This is a genomic window from Telluria sp. BA11 (assembly GCF_056680305.1).
Window position 1 is genome coordinate 4,120,610 of sequence record NZ_CM155275.1, and the last position, 15,423, is coordinate 4,136,032.

Here is a 15,423-nt window from a genome sequence, read left to right on the forward strand (position 1 = left end):
ATTCACAGGCATTCTCCTTCGATATAGACAGCTTTGACGTTCAGGGCGCGGTCCAGGACCACGAAATCGGCGTGACAGCCAGGCGCCAGGCGGCCGCGCCGGGTCTCGCCGAGGTAATCGGCAGCATGGGTCGAGACGCGCTTGCTGGCGTCTTCGATCGACAGCCCCATGCCCACCAGGTTGCGCAGCGCCTGGTCCATCGTCAGCGTGCTGCCGGCCAGCGTGCCGTCGGCCAGGCGCACGCCGCCCATGCATTTGTGGACCACCTGGCGGCCCAGCATGTACTCGCCATCGGGCATGCCGGCCGCCGCCGTCGAATCGGTCACGCAGAACAATTTGGGGATGCAGCGCAGGGCAGTGCGGATCGCGCCCGGGTGCACGTGCAGCAGATCGGGAATGATCTCGGCGTATTCGGCGTGCGCGAGCGCGGCGCCGACCATGCCAGGGTCGCGGTGGTGCAGGCCGGGCATGGCGTTGAACAGGTGCGTGAAGCCGGCCGCGCCGTGTGCAAGCGCTGCCACGCCGACGTCGTAATCGCCGTTCGTGTGGCCGATCTGGACCCGGATGCCGGCCTTCGTCAACTGCCGCACGAGGGCCATGTGGCCGTCGATCTCGGGCGCCACGGTGATCAGCTTCATCGGCGCCAGCGCGTGAAAGCGCATGACTTCATCGAGATGCGCTTCGCGCGCAAACGGTGGCTGGGCGCCGAGTTTGCCAGAGTTGATGTACGGGCCTTCCAGGTGCACGCCAAGAATGCGCGCCTCGCCCTTGCCGCGCGCTGCGCAGGCCGCGCCGATGGCGCTCAAAGCCCGGTCGATGTCTTCGACGGGGGCAGTCATGGTCGTGGCCAGCAGGCTGGTGGTGCCGTGCCTGGCGTGCAGCGAGGCGATCACGTGCGGGGCATCGCCGCCTTCCATCATGTCGCGGCCCGCGCCGCCGTGCACGTGCACGTCGATAAAGCCCGGCACGATGTAGACGTCGTCGTTGTTGGCCGGGTCGGCGCGGCGGCCGTCGATGACGTCGACACGCGCGCCGAAGCGCAGCGCCCCGTGCACCCAGCCGGCCGGTGTGAGGATGTTGCCCTTGATAGCGGGGCGAGCGTCGTTGGTCATGTGTTGGCGTCCTTCAGATGCAGTTCGATCATGCGCAGCGCGCCGGCGGCGGAGTCGCCATGCGGTGCGCTGCAGCGGGCCAGCGTCTCGGCCGGCAGGTAGGCGCGCAGCGTGTCACCCAGGCCGCCGCACAGCGCCAGCGGCAAGCTGCCCGACGGGTCGAGCGCGCGCGCGATGCGGGCCGCTTCTGCACCCGCCTGTGTCAGGATCCCGGCGGCCACGGGATCGGTGGCGCCGTGCGCCACGACGAAGCGCGCCAGGCCCGCGTAGTCGGTCTGCGTGGCGTGGCCGAGCCAGACCTGGATCGGATCGCGCGCGCCGCCGCAGGCGGCAATCACGGCGTCGGCAAAGGCGCCGCCTTCGGCGCGGGCGTCGAGCACCTGCTGGATGTGACCGATCGCGCGCAGGCCCATCCAGGCGCCGCCCGCTTCGTCGCCGGCAGGAAAGCCCCAGCCGCCCACTTCAACGCGCGTGCCATCCTGCCGCAACGCTTCGCCGACACTGCCGGTGCCGATGGCGACGATCGCGCCGGGCTGCCCGCCATGGGCGCCCATCAGCGTCGTGAACCCGTCGGTGTCGAGCACGAGGGCGCCAAAGCCGGGATCGGCGGCGCGGAAGGCGGCCGCCCATTCCTTGTTGTGGACGCCCGCCATGCCCAGGCCGATTGCGCAGGCTGACATGGGGACGGTGTCGATGCCGATTGCGGCGAAGGCCTGGCTGGTGGCGGCAAGGACCGCGCTCCAGGCCTTGTCGATGCCGTGGCGCAGACCGGATGCGCCGCTGCTGCCGGTTGCGAGCACGGCGCCGTCGCGGCCGGCCAGGCGCACGCGGGTATTGGTGCCGCCGCCGTCAACGCCAATGAGATAGTCGATCATGGTGTCCAATGAGTGCCGGGAAAAGGGTCATCGCACTATAGGCAGGGCATTCCGGCATGTCAACAGGTATTTAACTGGTATTGATTATGAAGGACTGCTGTGTAGATTTCGCTCTATAGCAGAGCGGCATATATTCGAGCCGGTGAGTAAATTGGTATCGCAATTGGTATTGCGCGAGGCTCGGTCGAGCACCGGCACCTTTTCCTACAGGAAAAGGGCAACTTGTCGGGGCGTCAAAGTGGTATCGTTCATGGAATATCCCTGGTGAATAACTCCATGCCCGACCTCTTGCCCTCGCACCTCCCGCCCTCGAACCTGGCGTTTGCCACCGGTGGCGGGGACATGGGCGCGCTGCTGCGCGCGCTCGACTGGGCGCACCATCCGCTTGGCCCGCTGGCGGCCTGGCCGCAACCACTGCGCACTGCAGTGAGCCTGATGCTCGGTGCGCGCCAGCCCATGTACGTGGCCTGGGGCCCGGCGCTGCACCTGCTCTACAACGATGCCTATCGCGTCGTGCTGGGCGCGCGAGGCGAGCATCCCGAACAGACGTTCGGCCAGCCGTTTGCCGAGGTCTGGGCCGATGTCTGGGACGAGGTCCGCCCGATGCTGTCCGCTACGCTGCAGGGCAATCCGGTGCACGAAGAAGACCACGGCTTCGTCGTGCACCGCAACGGCTACCCGGAGCAGATCTACGCCACCTTCTCGACCATCGCGCTGCGTGACGAGGCGGGGCAGGTGGCAGGCGTGTGCTGCATGTGCGCCGAAACCACGGCCCAGGTGCTGGCCGCGCAACAGCGCGACCACGCGCTGCACGCGCTGGAAACCACCAACGAAAAGCTGCGCATCGCGGCCGATGCCGGCGAATTTGGCCTGTTCGACCATTCGCTGACCCACTGTGACATCGTCTGGAACACGCACGCGCGTACACATTTCGGCGTGCCGCCCGGCGGGCCAGTGACCCACACGCTGATCGACGGCGCGTTCCATCCGGACGACCGCGAGCGCGTCGTGGCAAAGGTGGCGGCGCTGCTGGCCGCGCCGGGCGATGGCCACTACTGCGACGAATACCGCACGGTGAGCGCCATCGATGGCCGCGAACGCTGGATCGCGGCCAGCGGGCGCCTGCTGCGCGATGCTGCGGGCGCCCCGGAACGCCTGGTTGGCACCACGCTCGATATCACCAGCCGCAAGCTGTTCGAAGCAAGCGCGCGCGCCACTGCCAACGAAGCCATGGCCGCAGCCGAAGCGAACGCCAAGTTCCGCACGTTCTTCGAGCAGGGCACGCACTTCGGGACCCTGATGACACCGGGCGGCACGCTGATCGAAGCCAATCACGTGGCCCTCGACGCCGGTGGTTACGCGCGCGAAGACGTGCTGGGGCGCCCGTTCCAGGCCTGCGGCTGGTGGAGCGGCTCGCCGAAGGTGGCGGCCGAGATCGCGGCCTGCGTCGCGCTGGCCGCGAGCGGAGAGCGTGTGCGCCGCGAGCTGCCGTACTTCGTGGCGGGCGGGGGCGAGCGCTTCATCGACCTCGTCATCGCGCCGGTCATGGGCGACGACGGCGCCTTGCTGTTCGTGGCCGCCACCGGCAGCGACATCACCGAGCGGCGCCAGGTCGAAGAGCGCCTGCGCATGCTCGACGCGATCGGCGAAGCCACGCGCGTCGCGCACGATCCGAAGACGATCATGGACGAGGCCACGCGCCTGCTGGGCCAATACCTGGGCGTCACGCGCGTGGCCTACGCGGACGTCGAGGCGGACAACGACCGCTTCACGATCCGCCACGACTGGGTGACGCCGGGCGCCATCAGCACCGTGGGCGTGTATTCGCTCGATCTGTTCGGCTCGCGCGCCCGCGCCGACATGCGCGAAGGCCGCACGCTGCTGATCCACGACGTCGAGCGCGAACTGACGGACGAAGACGGCGCCGCGATGTTCACCCAGATCGATGTCAGGGCCATCATCTGCTGCCCGCTGGTCAAGGGCGGCAGGCTGGCGGCCATGATGGCGGTGCACCAGCGCACGCCGCGCGTCTGGACGGCGGGCGAGGTGGCGCTGGTCGAGGCGGTGGTCGAGCGCTGCTGGGCGCACATCGAACGGGTACGTGCCACGGAAGCGCTGCACGACGCCGACCGCCGCAAGTCGGAGTTTCTCGCCACGCTGGCGCACGAGCTGCGCAACCCGCTGGCGCCGATCCGCAACGGTCTCGAACTCATGCGCATGGGTGCGGACAAGCCGGGCAGCGCCTTGCGGCTGGGCGGCGTGCGCGCGATGATGGAGCGCCAGGTCGGCCACATGGTCCACCTGATCAACGACCTGCTCGACATCGCGCGCGTCTCAAGCGGCAAGCTGGTGCTGCAGATGCAGCCGGTCGATTTGCGCGACGTGATCGCAACGGCCATCGAAACCAGCAAGCCGCTGATCGACGCTGCCGGCCATGCGTTGTCGGTCGATCTGCCGCTGCTGCCGGTGCCGGTCGACGTCGACCCGGTGCGCATCAGCCAGGTGGTCAGCAACCTGCTGTCGAATGCCGCCAAGTACACGCCGCACGGCGGGCGTATCGTGCTGGCGGCGCGCATCGAGGGGGACGAAGTGGTGGTGACGGTGCGCGATAACGGCGTGGGCATCGCGGCCGACATGCTGGCGGCCGTGTTCGAGATGTTCACCCAGGTGGCGCGCAGCATCGAGCGCGCCAACGGCGGACTGGGGATCGGGCTCTCGCTCGTGCGGCGCCTGGTCGAACTGCATGGCGGCGCGGTCAGCGCGCAGAGTGCCGGCGTGGGCCTGGGCAGCAGCTTTGCCGTGCGCCTGCCGTTGATGACGCCGGCGCTCGTCGCTGCGCCGGCGCCTGCGCCAGCGGCGGACGGCACGCCGGGTGGCGCACTGCAGGTGCTGGTCGCGGACGACAACGTCGACGCCGCCGCCACGCTGGCGGCGCTGCTCGAGATCGCCGGCCACGCGGTCCGGGTCGTGCATGACGGCGCGGCAGCGGTGGAAGAAGCCGCGGGCTTCCAGCCTGACCTCGTGTTTCTCGATATCGGCATGCCGCTCATGGACGGCTATGAAGCGGCGCGCCGCCTGCGCCAGCTGCCCGCGCTCGACGGCGTCATGCTGGTGGCGCTGACTGGCTGGGGCACCGAGGAAGACCGCGCCCGCTCGCGCGCGGCGGGTTTTGATCGTCATCTGCTCAAGCCGGCCTTGCCGGACGATGTCGATGCGGTGCTGGCAGCGGCGGCAACACGCGCGTTGGCGTGATCCGGCACTTGGCAGTCCGGGCGCCACGCAGTGTCATAATGGGCGCCGATGAAGGAGAGTATCGCCATGATCCGCCCGATTGTTGCCTGCCGTACCACTAAGCTGTTGCCGCTGCTCGCCGGCCTCGTGCTGTCCTGCACCGCAACCGGGGCAGGCGCGGCGCCATCGACGTTCGGGCCGGTGATCGGCAGCGCGCTCCTGTGCCGCAGCCAGCTCGATAACGCCTACTTCCATGCCTATCTCACCGAGTTTTTCGGCCCGGCCTACAAGCGCGAGGGCGGGGCCTACTGGTTCCGCACCGAGGCGTCGCTGTGGGGTTCAAATGTGGAACAAGTCATGGTCAGCGACGACACGAGCGCCGTGGTGTTCGTGGCCGCGATCCTCGAGGCCAAGCCCGACGAACTGGAAAAGTCGGTGCGCGCCGCCGCGGGTACGCCGTTTCGCGCGGCCGATGGCTCGCGCTACCCGTTGCGCAAGTCGATCCCCGGCAGCACGATCGCTTACGCGAACGACAAAAGCAAAATATACTGCGCCAAGTTCAAGCCGCAGAGCAGCCCGCAGAGCATCCCGCAGAGCACCCGTTAGTCATTCATGTACAACCACTATTTCCAGCTCACGCACTCGCCATTTTCGATCGCCCCCGATCCGCGCTACCTGTTCATGAGTGAGCGGCACCGCGAAGCGCTGGCGCACCTGTTGTACGGGATCGGCAGCGGCGGCGGCTTCGTGCTGCTCACCGGCGAGATCGGCGCCGGCAAGACCACGGTCTGCCGCTGCTTCATCGAGCAGGTGCCCGCGAACTGCCGCCTGGCGTACATCTTCAATCCGCGCCTGACGGCGCAGGAGCTGCTGCAGACCGTGTGCGACGAGCTGCATATCGAGGTGGCGCCGGCCGCCGCTGGTGCGGGCGTGAAGGGCTATGTGGATGCGATCAACCGCTACCTGCTGGCGTCGCACGCGCAGGGCCTGAACAACGTGCTGGTGATCGACGAGGCGCAGAACCTGTCGAGCGACGTGCTCGAGCAACTGCGCCTGTTGACCAATCTCGAAACCAGCGAGCGCAAGCTGCTGCAGATCATCCTGATCGGCCAGCCCGAACTGCGCACGATGCTCGCGCGCCCCGAACTCGAACAACTGGCCCAGCGCGTGATTGCACGCTACCACCTGGGGCCACTGGGCGAAGCCGAAACGGGCGCGTATATCGCCCACCGGCTGGCCGTGGCTGGCGCCGTCGGCGTGCCATTCCCGCCCGCGCTGACGCCGCTGGTGCACCGCCTGGCGCATGGCGTGCCGCGCCGGATCAACCTGCTGTGCGACCGCGCGCTGCTGGGCGCCTATGTGGAAAACAGTCCGCAGGTCACGCGCGCCATCCTGCGCCGGGCGGCCGCCGAAGTCTTTGCCGACGATCCGGCCGCGCGCCGCGCACCGCAGCGCTGGCCACTGCTGGCCGGCGGCGCGCTGGCCTGCGTGGCGCTGGGCGCGGCGGCGTGGCAGATGCTGCCACAGCATGCGGCGCAGCCAGCGGCGGCCAGTGTTGCGGCGGTCAAGCCGGCGCCGGTTGCTTCGGTTGCTGCGGCGGCATCGAGCACACCCAAGCCTGTCGCCATCCCCGCCGCGGCACCAGGTGCGCCGCTGCCGACGCTCGAGAACGAGACCGCGGCGCTGGGGGCCCTGGCGGCGCTGTGGGGGCCGTCATTTGCCAACCTGGCCGGCGCCGATCCAAAGGCCATCTGCGAGGCCGCGCTGCGTGCCAATCTGCGCTGCCATGCGGGGCGGGGCGGCGTGTACGAGCTGCGCCTGCTCGACCGGCCGGCCGTGGTCACGCTGCACGACGGATCGCGCACCGGCCATGCGGTGCTGGTCGGGATGGACGAGCGCAGCGTCACGCTGGCGCAGGGCGACCGGCGCGAGCGCGTCGACATTGCGGCCTTTGTCGCACGCTTCGGGGGTGAATTCACCACCTTCTGGCGCATGCCTGCGGCGTTTCGCGATGTCGTCGCCCAGGGCGACCGCGGGCCGGACGTCGACTGGATCGCCCAACGACTTGCAGGCCTGCACAGCGCCACGGCGCCGGCGCTCGATGCGCCGCTCGACGCCCGCACCAAGGAATGGCTGCGCGCCTTCCAGGCCGCGCAAGACCTGAAGGCCGATGGCGTGGTCGGACCACGTACTTATATGCGTCTGAACCAGCTGTCGAACGTGGCGGAGCCCCGTTTGCTGGCCGCTGGCGGGACGGGAAGCTGATATGTCGTACATTCTCGAAGCACTCAAGAAGGCGCAAGCCGAACGCCAGCTGGGCAACGCCCCGACCATCCACGCACCGGCGCCGTCGTACGCCGGGCCGCGTGCAGGGCAGGGCGTGCAACGGCGCTACCTGGCGCTTGGCGTGGGCGTCGTCGTGGTCGCAGCAGCCGTGGCGCTGCTGTGGCCGCGCTTTGCGGGCGAACAGCCAGTGCGGCTGGCAGCCGTGACGCCGCCTGCAGTCTTGGCGGCGACTGCGCCCGCGACTGTGCCGGCTACCGCGCCGGCTACCGCGCCGGCTACCGCGCCGGCTACCGCGCCGGCTACCGCGCCGGCTACCGCGCCGGCTACCGCGCCGGTAGCGATGCCTGCACCGCCCGCTGCTGTGATACCCGCACCCGCCCCGGTTGTTCAGCCTGCACCTGCACCCCCACCGGTAGCCGAAGCCCGGCCGTTACGTGCGAAGCCCGCACCGGCGCCGGCCGTGTCGACGGCGTCACCGTCACCGCAGCCGTCACCGCAGCAGCGCGAGACCGCACCAGCACCTGTCACCGTGGCTCCGCAACCAGTCGGCGACGACCAGCTGCGCACGCTGCAGCAACTGCCGGACACACTCCAGCGTGAAATCCCGAAGGTGGCCTTTGGCGGCTACATCTATTCGCCAACGCCCGGCGAGAGCCTGCTGCTGGTCGACAAGATGCTGCGCCGCGAAGGCGAGGAAGTCGCCCCTGGTCTCGTGCTCGAGCGGCTCACGCCGAAGGCCGCCGTGATGAATTACCGTGGAACCCGTTACCGTGCCGCATACTGAGTTGTCGGATCAACGCGCGTCCGGCCCCGTGCTGGCGGTGGTCGGCTGGTCGGGCAGTGGCAAGACGACGCTGCTCGAACATCTCGTCGCCGGCCTGTCCGGCGCCGGCCTGCGCGTCAATATCGTCAAGCACAGCCACCACGATATCGAGCTCGAGCCGCCGCGCAAGGACAGTGCGCGCCTGCGCCTGGCCGGGGCGGCCGAGGTGATGATCGCCTCGCCGTACCGGATCGCCATCATGCGTGAGCTGCGCGCCGCCCCTGAGCCGCCGCTGGCCGAGTTGCTGGCGCGCCTGTCGCCCGCCGACCTGACGCTGGTGGAAGGCTACAAGTGGGAGTCGCTGCCGAAGCTGGAAGTGCATCGCCCGGCGCTGGACAAGCCGGCCTTGTACATCGACGATGCGACGATCGTGGCGGTGGTGTCGGACGTGGCCCGTCCCGCGACGCTGCGCGCCGGCGTGGCCTGGCTCGACCTGAACGACATCGGCGCGGTGCTGGCCTGGGTGGGTAAATGGGCGGGCGCCAACCCTCAAGTTCTGCCTGGCGGCGTCGTTAAAGACTGACGAGTCTCATTCTGGAGGAATATATGGACGTCACGAATATTGCCAAACTGTCGACCAGCATGGCGGAAACCGGTATCCGTCAGGAAGTGGGCATGACGATGCTCAAGCGCGCGATGGACATCGAAGCCTCGTCGGCAGCCCAGATGATCGCCTCGCTCCCGCAGCCGCAGAACCTGCCGGCGCATCTGGGCAATTCGATCAACACGAAGGCGTAAGCAACCCGGCGCGATGCCGGGTTTTTTTGTTATAGCTTAGTGTATAGCTCAGTGAAACGCGCGCAGGATGCGCGATTCGCCCGAGCGGTCCGCGAACTGCTCGTTGGCCAGGCGCGTGGCGGCCATCATGCGTTCGAGCTGGGCATCCTCGAAACGCGACAGTTCTTCATTCGCCGCTTCCAGCGCCAGGGACAGCTTGGTCCGGGCGTTCTGGTACAACTCGCTCGAGTATTGATCCGTGTTCTTGAGCAGTTCTTCCGCGTTCTCGATCACGAGACGCAGGTCACCGATCAGTTGCTCTTGCGACTGTGCGCGGGTTTCAGGGGTTTCCATCGCTTTCACCTATAAGCCGTTGATTGACGTCTTAAAATATAAACAAGGAAGCCCTGTTCTGTTTGTTAGGCCGCAAACATAAGAAGCTGTCTTTCTGTCTATTTTTTATTGAACGGTGATTTCGACGTCGCCTAGCGTAACGACCTGGCCGGTACGGATCTTGGCCGTCTTGCGTAGTTCCTGCTTGCCGTCGACCTTCACCACGCCACTGGCGACCAGGTTCTTGCCAGCGCCGCCGCTGTCGACCAGCCCGGCCAGCTTGAGCAGCTGGTTGACTTCGACAAATTCCGATGTCAACTCGAATTCGATTTTTTGCATGTTTTCCTCGGGTGTGAAAAGGGCGGCCTGATGGGCATGCGGCCGCCCGGGTACTGGGTGTTTATTCGACCGGATCGGGCCGCGTCATGTCAATCGGCACGATCCACTGGTCAAACTGCTGATCATCGACAAAACCGCTTTGCAGGGCGGCCTGGCGCAGGGTCAGGCCTTCCTTCGATGCGGTCTTGGCAATCTGCGCGGCGCGATCATACCCGATGTGCGGGGCCAGTGCCGTCACCAGCATCAGCGATTTTTCCATCAGTTCGCCGATCCGGACCAGGTTCGGCTCGATGCCCTGGGCGCAGTGCGTGTCGAACGAGCGCATGCCGTCGGCCAGCAGGCGCGCACTTTGCAGGAAGTTATGGGCAATCATCGGCTTGAACACATTGAGCTCGAAGTTGCCCTGCGAGCCGCCGACGGTGATCGCGACATCGTTGCCGAACACCTGGCAGCAAAGCATCGTCAATGCTTCGCACTGGGTCGGGTTGACCTTGCCCGGCATGATCGAGCTGCCCGGTTCATTTTCGGGGATGGTGATTTCGCCCAAGCCCGAGCGCGGGCCGGACGCCATCCAGCGGATGTCGTTGGCGATTTTCATCAGCGCCGTGGCCAACAGCTTGAACGCGCCATGGGCGGAGACCATCGCGTCATGCCCCGCCAGCGCCATGAATTTGTTCGGTGCCGACTTGAACGACAGCCCGGTGCGCGAACCGAGTTCGGCCGCGATGCGCGGTGCGAAATCGGGATGGGCATTCAGGCCCGTGCCCACGGCGGTGCCGCCGGCCGCCAGTTGCAGCAGGCCGGACAAGGTGGACTTGAGCGCGCTTTCGGCAAATTCGAGCTGGGCCACGTAGCCGGAAAATTCCTGGCCGAGCGTCAGCGGCGTCGCATCCTGCAGGTGGGTGCGGCCGATCTTGACGATCGGCTCGAAATCGCGCGACTTGCGCAGCAGCGTGCCGCGCAATTGCGCCAGGGCAGGCAGGACTTCCTTGGCCAGTGCCCAGGCAGCAGCCACGTGCATTGCGGTGGGGAAGATGTCGTTGGACGACTGGCCCATGTTGACGTGGTCGTTCGGGTGCAGCAGGCGTGCTTCGCCGCGCTCGCCGCCGAGCAACTCGGAGCCGCGGTTGGCCAGCACCTCGTTCATGTTCATATTGCTTTGCGTGCCCGAGCCGGTCTGCCACACGGCCAGCGGGAATTCGCCAGGGTGGCGCCCGTCGAGCACTTCGTCGGCCGCGCGGATGATGGCGTCGGCCTTGTCGGCTGGCAGCTTGCCCAGCGAGCGGTTGACAGCGGCCGCGGCGCGCTTGACCTGGGCGAGCGCGGCGACCAGTTCGGGCGCCATGCGTTCGGTCGAGATGTGGAAGTGGTGAAGCGAGCGCTGCGTCTGCGCACCCCACAAATTGTTTTGTGGCACTTCGATCGGACCAAAGCTGTCTTTCTCAATCCTGTTTTCCATGGACATGTCCTGATATGCAAGAGGCTGGGATTAAAGAGTTTATCCCAATGTCCGTTAATGACGCTTGGGCTTCACTTTTGTTAGTTGCTATGGCCAGCCGCCTCCCTGTATTCATCACGTGTGCTTTGCTTTCCTGTGGCGTCGGCGCAGCCGAGCTCGGCGAACCGCGCATCAGTTCGTATATCGGCCAGCCGCTGGCGCTGGAACTCGAGCTGACTGCGCTGGCGTCTCCCGCGACCCCAGTCCAGGCACGCCTGGCGCACCCGGACGTGTACCGGGGCGCGAACATCGGCATGCCGGCCGTGCTGTCGACGCTGGCCATGCGTGTGAGCCAGCGCGATGGCCGTCAGTTCCTGCGCGTAACGTCGTCGGCGCCCGTCGAATCAAGCCGCCTGCATTTGTACCTTGATCTGGCCGATGGCGGGACGCGCGACGTGCGTCTCGTGACGCTTTTCATTGCGCCGAATCCGAATCCGCCCGCGCCAGCGGTTCCACTACCGGTTCCGGTTCCATTACCGGTTCCGGCGCCGGTGCCCATGCCCGCGAAGGCGCCGGCGCCGGTCGTGGCGGACCTTTCTGCTGCGCCCGTTGCTGGGTCCAAGCCGATGGCGGTCAAGCCAAGGCCACCGAAGCCGCCAAAGCCACCACGCCCGGTCATGCCGACGGTGCCGGTCGTCGCGGAGAAGGTGGCGCCGGCGCCCGAACCGCCTGCAGCCACGCAAGCACTGACGCCATTGTCCAAGCCGCTGCCAGTGCCAGTTGCTCTGCCTGCACCTGCCTCTGCCGCGACCTGCGCGCCGGCATCCTCGGTCGACAGCGCAACCGTGTGCGCCGCGCTCGATGTCAAGAATGCCCAGTTGCGCGAGCAGATTGGCACGCTGGAAGACAAGGTGCGTGTGCTGCAGGTGGCGCTGGGCGCCAGCCCGTCCGCCGTCGTCCAGGACAAGGTCGCGCCGCGGGCCGCGCCACGGCCATCCCGCAAGCGGCCTGCGCCGGAACCGGACGCCTCCACGCCGTGGGGCTGGATCGCCGGGGCAGTGGTTGCCGTCCTGGCGCTGGTGGGTGGCGCGCTGTTCATCCTGCGCCGCCGCAAGCGGGCAGCGCCGATGATCCAGCCCATGCCGCGCGCTTCGCTGATGGCGCGTCTGCGGCAGCGTTTCGCGCGCAAAACGAAGACGCCGGCGCCGGTCGAACCACAGCTGGACGAGTCGCACAATGAAATGTCTACACAACTTTGATTTTGCGCTATAATTGCCTCGTGATCGACAAGGTCACAGACAGCACAGGGTCTGGCGCAGTCACCAACGATAGGTGGCGCGACAAGCAGACGACCGTTGAGGAAACGCCTGTGTCTGGAAGCAGTTCGCTTGCCTACAGTGGCAACGGACGCCGGCAGCAACCGGCACGAGGCGACGCCAGCAGATAGCTGGGGTTCGTCCTCTCACCGAATTCGTCACCCGGCTTCAAGCCCGGTGGCCTCCAAAGCGCCCACCGGGCGCTTTTTTATTGCCTGTGCCATAAAAAAAGCACCCGAAGGTGCCTTGATCGACGATTCGACGGCGGATCAGTGTGGATGCAGGGCGCGATCGACTTGCGCATCCCACGGATCGGTGACGTCACGGATGGCGCGGTCATTGGCCATCAACTGTTTCAGCAGGTCGACCTTGCTGAGACGCTTTTCGCCCGTCAGTGCTGGCAGGCCGGCTGTTGCTGGCGCTGCCTGAGCCCGGGCTTCCAGATTCAATTGTGCAAACTCTTGCCAGTCGCGGGCCTTGGCGGCGTGCGTCATCTGGCCCGTCAGGCCAGTCAGGTTTTCGTAAATCGCAAGGACATCGTCTGCGTTCATAGGGTTACCAAAGCATGGTTTCTCAGGCCGGATTGCCGGTTGTCTGAATCATTTACGGCCTGGCTAATGGGAACTTTAGGGTAGTCTGGAAAATATTTTCGATGCATTTTGCATGGGTGCGCATGCCGCAAGCAGCGTCCCCGCTGGCATACTATGCGCATGAACCATGACGACATCTCCCGCAGTACTCTCCAACACTACAACGAGCATGCCGAGGATTTCTTTGCCGGCACGATTGACCATGACGTAAGTCAAAACATTGATGCCTTGCTGGGTGCGATCACAACGTCAGCGCCGCATACGATCCTTGATCTGGGCTGCGGGCCCGGGCGTGACCTCAAGACCTTCAGCGGCCTCGGCCATCGCGCCATCGGCGTGGACGGCAGCGAACGGTTTGTCGCCATGGCCCGGGAATACAGTGGTTGCGAGGTATGGCAGCAAGATTTTTTACACCTGGATTTGCCGCCCGCGCTGTTCGACGGCATTTTTGCCAATGCGGTGCTGTTTCACGTCCCCAGCGCGGCATTGCCGCACACGCTCGATCAATTGTTCGGCACGCTCAAGCCGGGCGGGGTGCTGTTCACGTCGAACCCACGTGGCGAAAATCAGGAAGGCTGGAACGGCGAGCGCTATGGCACCTACCATGACTACGACAGCTGGCATCGCTTCATGCTCGCGGCTGGCTTCGTGGCGCTGCATCACTATTACCGGCCACCTGGTTTACCGCGCGACCAACAACCGTGGCTGGCGAGTGTCTGGCGCAAGCCTGTTTGTTAAGCGCCGTACAGAACTGACCGGAAGTTACTCCTAGTGTGAAGCCTCATCCACGTCACGGGCAAGGAGATTGCAATGAACAAGGATCAAGTCAAGGGCAAGACCAAGGAAGTCGCCGGCAAGGTGCAGCAGAAGGTTGGCGAAGCCGTCGGCAGTCGCCAGCAGCAGAGCGAAGGCCTGTCAAACCAGGCTGAAGGGAAAGCGCAGAAGAAAGTTGGCGATGTCAAGGATATTGCAAAAGGCAATCGCTGATGCATCTCCGCTGATTCATTCGGCATCAACAACAAAGCCGCGCATTGCGCGGCTTTGCTTTTATCAGGACTCTCTGGCGGGTCTGTCCCCGGGTCTGTCGCCCAGTATATCTTCGATATACAGCATCTTCACCAGCACGGACATCACAGCTGCCAGTGGCGTAGCCAGCGCAACACCGGCGAAGCCGAACAGCGTGCCGAAGATCAGCTGCATCACGATTACGAGTGCCGGCGGCAACTCGATGGCTTTCGCCTCGATCATCGGCTGCAACACATAACCTTCGAGCATATTGATTGCTGCGAACAGCAGCAGCGCGTACAGGGCCAGGTCAGGGCTGATCGACAGCGCCAGCAACACGGCCGGAATGCCCGCCATGATCGGACCCAGGTAGGGGATGAAGTCGAGCAGGCCCGCAATCACGCCCAGGATCAGCGCCAGTGGCACGCCGAGCAGGCTCAGGCCGATGGCGGTGGTGACGCCGACGATCAGCATCGACACTGCCTTGCCCAATAGCCAGCTCGACAGGTTGTCGCCCATCTCTTGCATGACTTCACGTGCGCGGCCCCGCTTCTGTTGCGGCACGAGGCGGATGAAACCACCCGTATACACGCCGGGTGAAGCGGCAAAATAAATCCCCACGAAAATGATAATGACAATATTGCCCAGCGCGCCGATGACGCCACTGAAGAACAGGCCGGCATTCGGCACAAGCGAACCCATCTGCTTGACGATGTCTTCCGGTGGCGGCAGCTCGGCCACGACGCGCTTGAGGATAGGATGCTGCGCGACTTCCGCTTGCAGGCGCTCGACGGCTGCGGGGATTTCCTTGGCCAGCTGACCCGACTGCTCGGAGATCTGCGGCGCCATGGCCCACCCGCCGAGACCGAAGACGGCAGTGAGCAGCAACACGACGATGACCAGGGCGATATTGCGCTTGATGCCCGTGCGCTGATGCAGCAATGCGCTCAGTTTGTAGAGCAGGATCGAAAACAGGATGCAGGCAAAGATCAGCAGCAAGGCGTCGGCAGCGAGCACGACCGCTGCCAGGCCAAGGATGAACAGGACGCCGATACCGTTGACGAGCGTGACGCGGCGCGCGAGTTTGCGCTGGGTGAGGGGAGTCTCAGGCGCTGGAGCGTCGGAGGATGGTGGCGTGTGGGGATTCATGGTGGTATCTGATTGCGCAATGAAAATTGTTATTTAAACTGATGTAGTTACAACTGCCTTTGTACAACTGGTGTAGTTATAGCTGATGTTGGTAAAACGATAGCATTCTTAACGGCAAGATGGCGCATCGTTCGATTGTTGTACTAAGTGCGTGCGCTAACAGAAGAGCTGGAAACATTCCGTTAATCTGTACTCATCGCATCGCCAAC

Annotated in this window: 16 protein-coding genes; 9 read left to right on the plus strand and 7 right to left on the minus strand. The window is 65.6% G+C overall.

Going from position 1 to position 15,423, the window contains the following annotated elements; translation table 11 throughout:
• Window positions 1-2 precede the first annotated feature (2 nt).
• Window positions 3-1,112 carry an N-acetylglucosamine-6-phosphate deacetylase gene (gene nagA, locus AC1MGT_RS18100; RefSeq protein WP_499501423.1) on the minus strand — a complete coding sequence of 370 codons (1,110 nt, stop codon included), beginning with the start codon at window positions 1,110-1,112 and terminating at the stop codon, window positions 3-5.
• Window positions 1,109-1,987 carry a glucosamine kinase nucleotide-binding domain-containing protein gene (locus AC1MGT_RS18105; protein WP_499501424.1) on the minus strand — a complete coding sequence of 293 codons (879 nt, stop codon included), beginning with the start codon at window positions 1,985-1,987 and terminating at the stop codon, window positions 1,109-1,111. The genes nagA and AC1MGT_RS18105 overlap by 4 nt, the downstream gene beginning before the upstream one ends.
• Window positions 1,988-2,263: 276 nt before the next feature.
• On the opposite strand from AC1MGT_RS18105, the gene AC1MGT_RS18110 reads away from it, so the two are divergent.
• From AC1MGT_RS18110 to AC1MGT_RS18135, 6 genes are all read left to right on the plus strand, one after another.
• Window positions 2,264-5,239, plus strand: a complete 2,976-nt coding sequence (locus AC1MGT_RS18110; protein WP_499501425.1) for an ATP-binding protein — start codon at window positions 2,264-2,266, stop codon at window positions 5,237-5,239.
• Window positions 5,240-5,305: 66 nt separating this feature from the next.
• Window positions 5,306-5,824 (plus strand): hypothetical protein, encoded by a 519-nt coding sequence (locus AC1MGT_RS18115; protein WP_499501427.1) that lies wholly within the window; start codon window positions 5,306-5,308, stop codon window positions 5,822-5,824.
• A gap of 6 nt (window positions 5,825-5,830) precedes the next feature.
• Window positions 5,831-7,483, plus strand: a complete 1,653-nt coding sequence (locus AC1MGT_RS18120) for an AAA family ATPase (protein WP_499501428.1) — start codon at window positions 5,831-5,833, stop codon at window positions 7,481-7,483.
• A 1-nt stretch (window position 7,484) separates the two neighbouring features.
• Window positions 7,485-8,288, plus strand: coding sequence for a general secretion pathway protein GspB (locus AC1MGT_RS18125; protein ID WP_499501430.1), 804 nt, complete (start codon window positions 7,485-7,487; stop codon window positions 8,286-8,288).
• A 1-nt stretch (window position 8,289) separates the two neighbouring features.
• A complete protein-coding gene (mobB, locus tag AC1MGT_RS18130; RefSeq protein ID WP_499501432.1) occupies window positions 8,290-8,850 on the plus strand; it encodes a molybdopterin-guanine dinucleotide biosynthesis protein B in 561 nt (186 codons plus the stop codon).
• Between the two features lie 23 nt (window positions 8,851-8,873).
• The gene (locus AC1MGT_RS18135) at window positions 8,874-9,065 is read left to right on the plus strand and encodes a putative motility protein (protein ID WP_332530710.1); all 192 of its coding nucleotides are present in this window, start codon (window positions 8,874-8,876) and stop codon (window positions 9,063-9,065) included.
• Between the two features lie 48 nt (window positions 9,066-9,113).
• On the opposite strand, the gene AC1MGT_RS18140 is transcribed toward AC1MGT_RS18135, so the two are convergent.
• The 3 genes from AC1MGT_RS18140 to fumC form a co-directional block, all read right to left on the minus strand.
• Window positions 9,114-9,398: a DUF883 family protein gene (locus AC1MGT_RS18140; RefSeq protein WP_499501433.1), complete on the minus strand. Its 285-nt coding sequence runs from the start codon at window positions 9,396-9,398 to the stop codon at window positions 9,114-9,116.
• A 105-nt stretch (window positions 9,399-9,503) separates the two neighbouring features.
• Entirely contained in the window at window positions 9,504-9,716 is a 213-nt protein-coding gene (locus AC1MGT_RS18145) for an RNA-binding S4 domain-containing protein (protein ID WP_183550004.1), read from the minus strand.
• 61 nt (window positions 9,717-9,777) lie between these two features.
• Window positions 9,778-11,175: a class II fumarate hydratase gene (gene fumC / locus AC1MGT_RS18150; protein WP_258836197.1), complete on the minus strand. Its 1,398-nt coding sequence runs from the start codon at window positions 11,173-11,175 to the stop codon at window positions 9,778-9,780.
• Window positions 11,176-11,300: 125 nt separating this feature from the next.
• On the opposite strand from fumC, the gene AC1MGT_RS18155 reads away from it, so the two are divergent.
• Complete coding sequence (locus AC1MGT_RS18155) at window positions 11,301-12,413, plus strand: FimV/HubP-related protein (protein ID WP_499501436.1); 1,113 nt, start codon at window positions 11,301-11,303, stop codon at window positions 12,411-12,413.
• Between the two features lie 326 nt (window positions 12,414-12,739).
• Here AC1MGT_RS18155 and AC1MGT_RS18160 read toward each other — a convergent pair whose 3' ends face one another.
• A complete protein-coding gene (locus tag AC1MGT_RS18160; protein ID WP_499501437.1) occupies window positions 12,740-13,021 on the minus strand; it encodes a flagellar protein FliT in 282 nt (93 codons plus the stop codon).
• 159 nt (window positions 13,022-13,180) lie between these two features.
• Here AC1MGT_RS18160 and AC1MGT_RS18165 point away from each other — a divergent pair, with 159 nt between their 5' ends.
• Window positions 13,181-13,798 carry a class I SAM-dependent methyltransferase gene (locus AC1MGT_RS18165; protein ID WP_499501438.1) on the plus strand — a complete coding sequence of 206 codons (618 nt, stop codon included), beginning with the start codon at window positions 13,181-13,183 and terminating at the stop codon, window positions 13,796-13,798.
• A gap of 72 nt (window positions 13,799-13,870) precedes the next feature.
• Window positions 13,871-14,047: a CsbD family protein gene (locus tag AC1MGT_RS18170; protein WP_258836194.1), complete on the plus strand. Its 177-nt coding sequence runs from the start codon at window positions 13,871-13,873 to the stop codon at window positions 14,045-14,047.
• A gap of 63 nt (window positions 14,048-14,110) precedes the next feature.
• Here AC1MGT_RS18170 and AC1MGT_RS18175 read toward each other — a convergent pair whose 3' ends face one another.
• Window positions 14,111-15,214 (minus strand): AI-2E family transporter, encoded by a 1,104-nt coding sequence (locus AC1MGT_RS18175; RefSeq protein WP_499501439.1) that lies wholly within the window; start codon window positions 15,212-15,214, stop codon window positions 14,111-14,113.
• Window positions 15,215-15,423: the final 209 nt, after the last annotated feature.

Bases quoted from the DNA above. Each gene is read 5' to 3' on its own strand.
- AC1MGT_RS18110 (WP_499501425.1), top strand. From the start codon at position 2,264: ATGCCCGACCTCTTGCCCTCGCACCTCCCGCCCTCGAACCTGGCGTTT.
- fumC (WP_258836197.1), bottom strand. From the start codon at position 11,175: ATGGAAAACAGGATTGAGAAAGACAGCTTTGGTCCGATCGAAGTGCCA.
- AC1MGT_RS18125 (WP_499501430.1), top strand. From the start codon at position 7,485: ATGTCGTACATTCTCGAAGCACTCAAGAAGGCGCAAGCCGAACGCCAG.
- AC1MGT_RS18105 (WP_499501424.1), bottom strand. From the start codon at position 1,987: ATGATCGACTATCTCATTGGCGTTGACGGCGGCGGCACCAATACCCGC.
- AC1MGT_RS18165 (WP_499501438.1), top strand. From the start codon at position 13,181: ATGAACCATGACGACATCTCCCGCAGTACTCTCCAACACTACAACGAG.
- AC1MGT_RS18140 (WP_499501433.1), bottom strand. From the start codon at position 9,398: ATGGAAACCCCTGAAACCCGCGCACAGTCGCAAGAGCAACTGATCGGT.
- AC1MGT_RS18170 (WP_258836194.1), top strand. From the start codon at position 13,871: ATGAACAAGGATCAAGTCAAGGGCAAGACCAAGGAAGTCGCCGGCAAG.
- AC1MGT_RS18145 (WP_183550004.1), bottom strand. From the start codon at position 9,716: ATGCAAAAAATCGAATTCGAGTTGACATCGGAATTTGTCGAAGTCAAC.
- nagA (WP_499501423.1), bottom strand. From the start codon at position 1,112: ATGACCAACGACGCTCGCCCCGCTATCAAGGGCAACATCCTCACACCG.
- AC1MGT_RS18135 (WP_332530710.1), top strand. From the start codon at position 8,874: ATGGACGTCACGAATATTGCCAAACTGTCGACCAGCATGGCGGAAACC.
- AC1MGT_RS18115 (WP_499501427.1), top strand. From the start codon at position 5,306: ATGATCCGCCCGATTGTTGCCTGCCGTACCACTAAGCTGTTGCCGCTG.
- AC1MGT_RS18120 (WP_499501428.1), top strand. From the start codon at position 5,831: ATGTACAACCACTATTTCCAGCTCACGCACTCGCCATTTTCGATCGCC.
- AC1MGT_RS18175 (WP_499501439.1), bottom strand. From the start codon at position 15,214: ATGAATCCCCACACGCCACCATCCTCCGACGCTCCAGCGCCTGAGACT.
- AC1MGT_RS18160 (WP_499501437.1), bottom strand. From the start codon at position 13,021: ATGAACGCAGACGATGTCCTTGCGATTTACGAAAACCTGACTGGCCTG.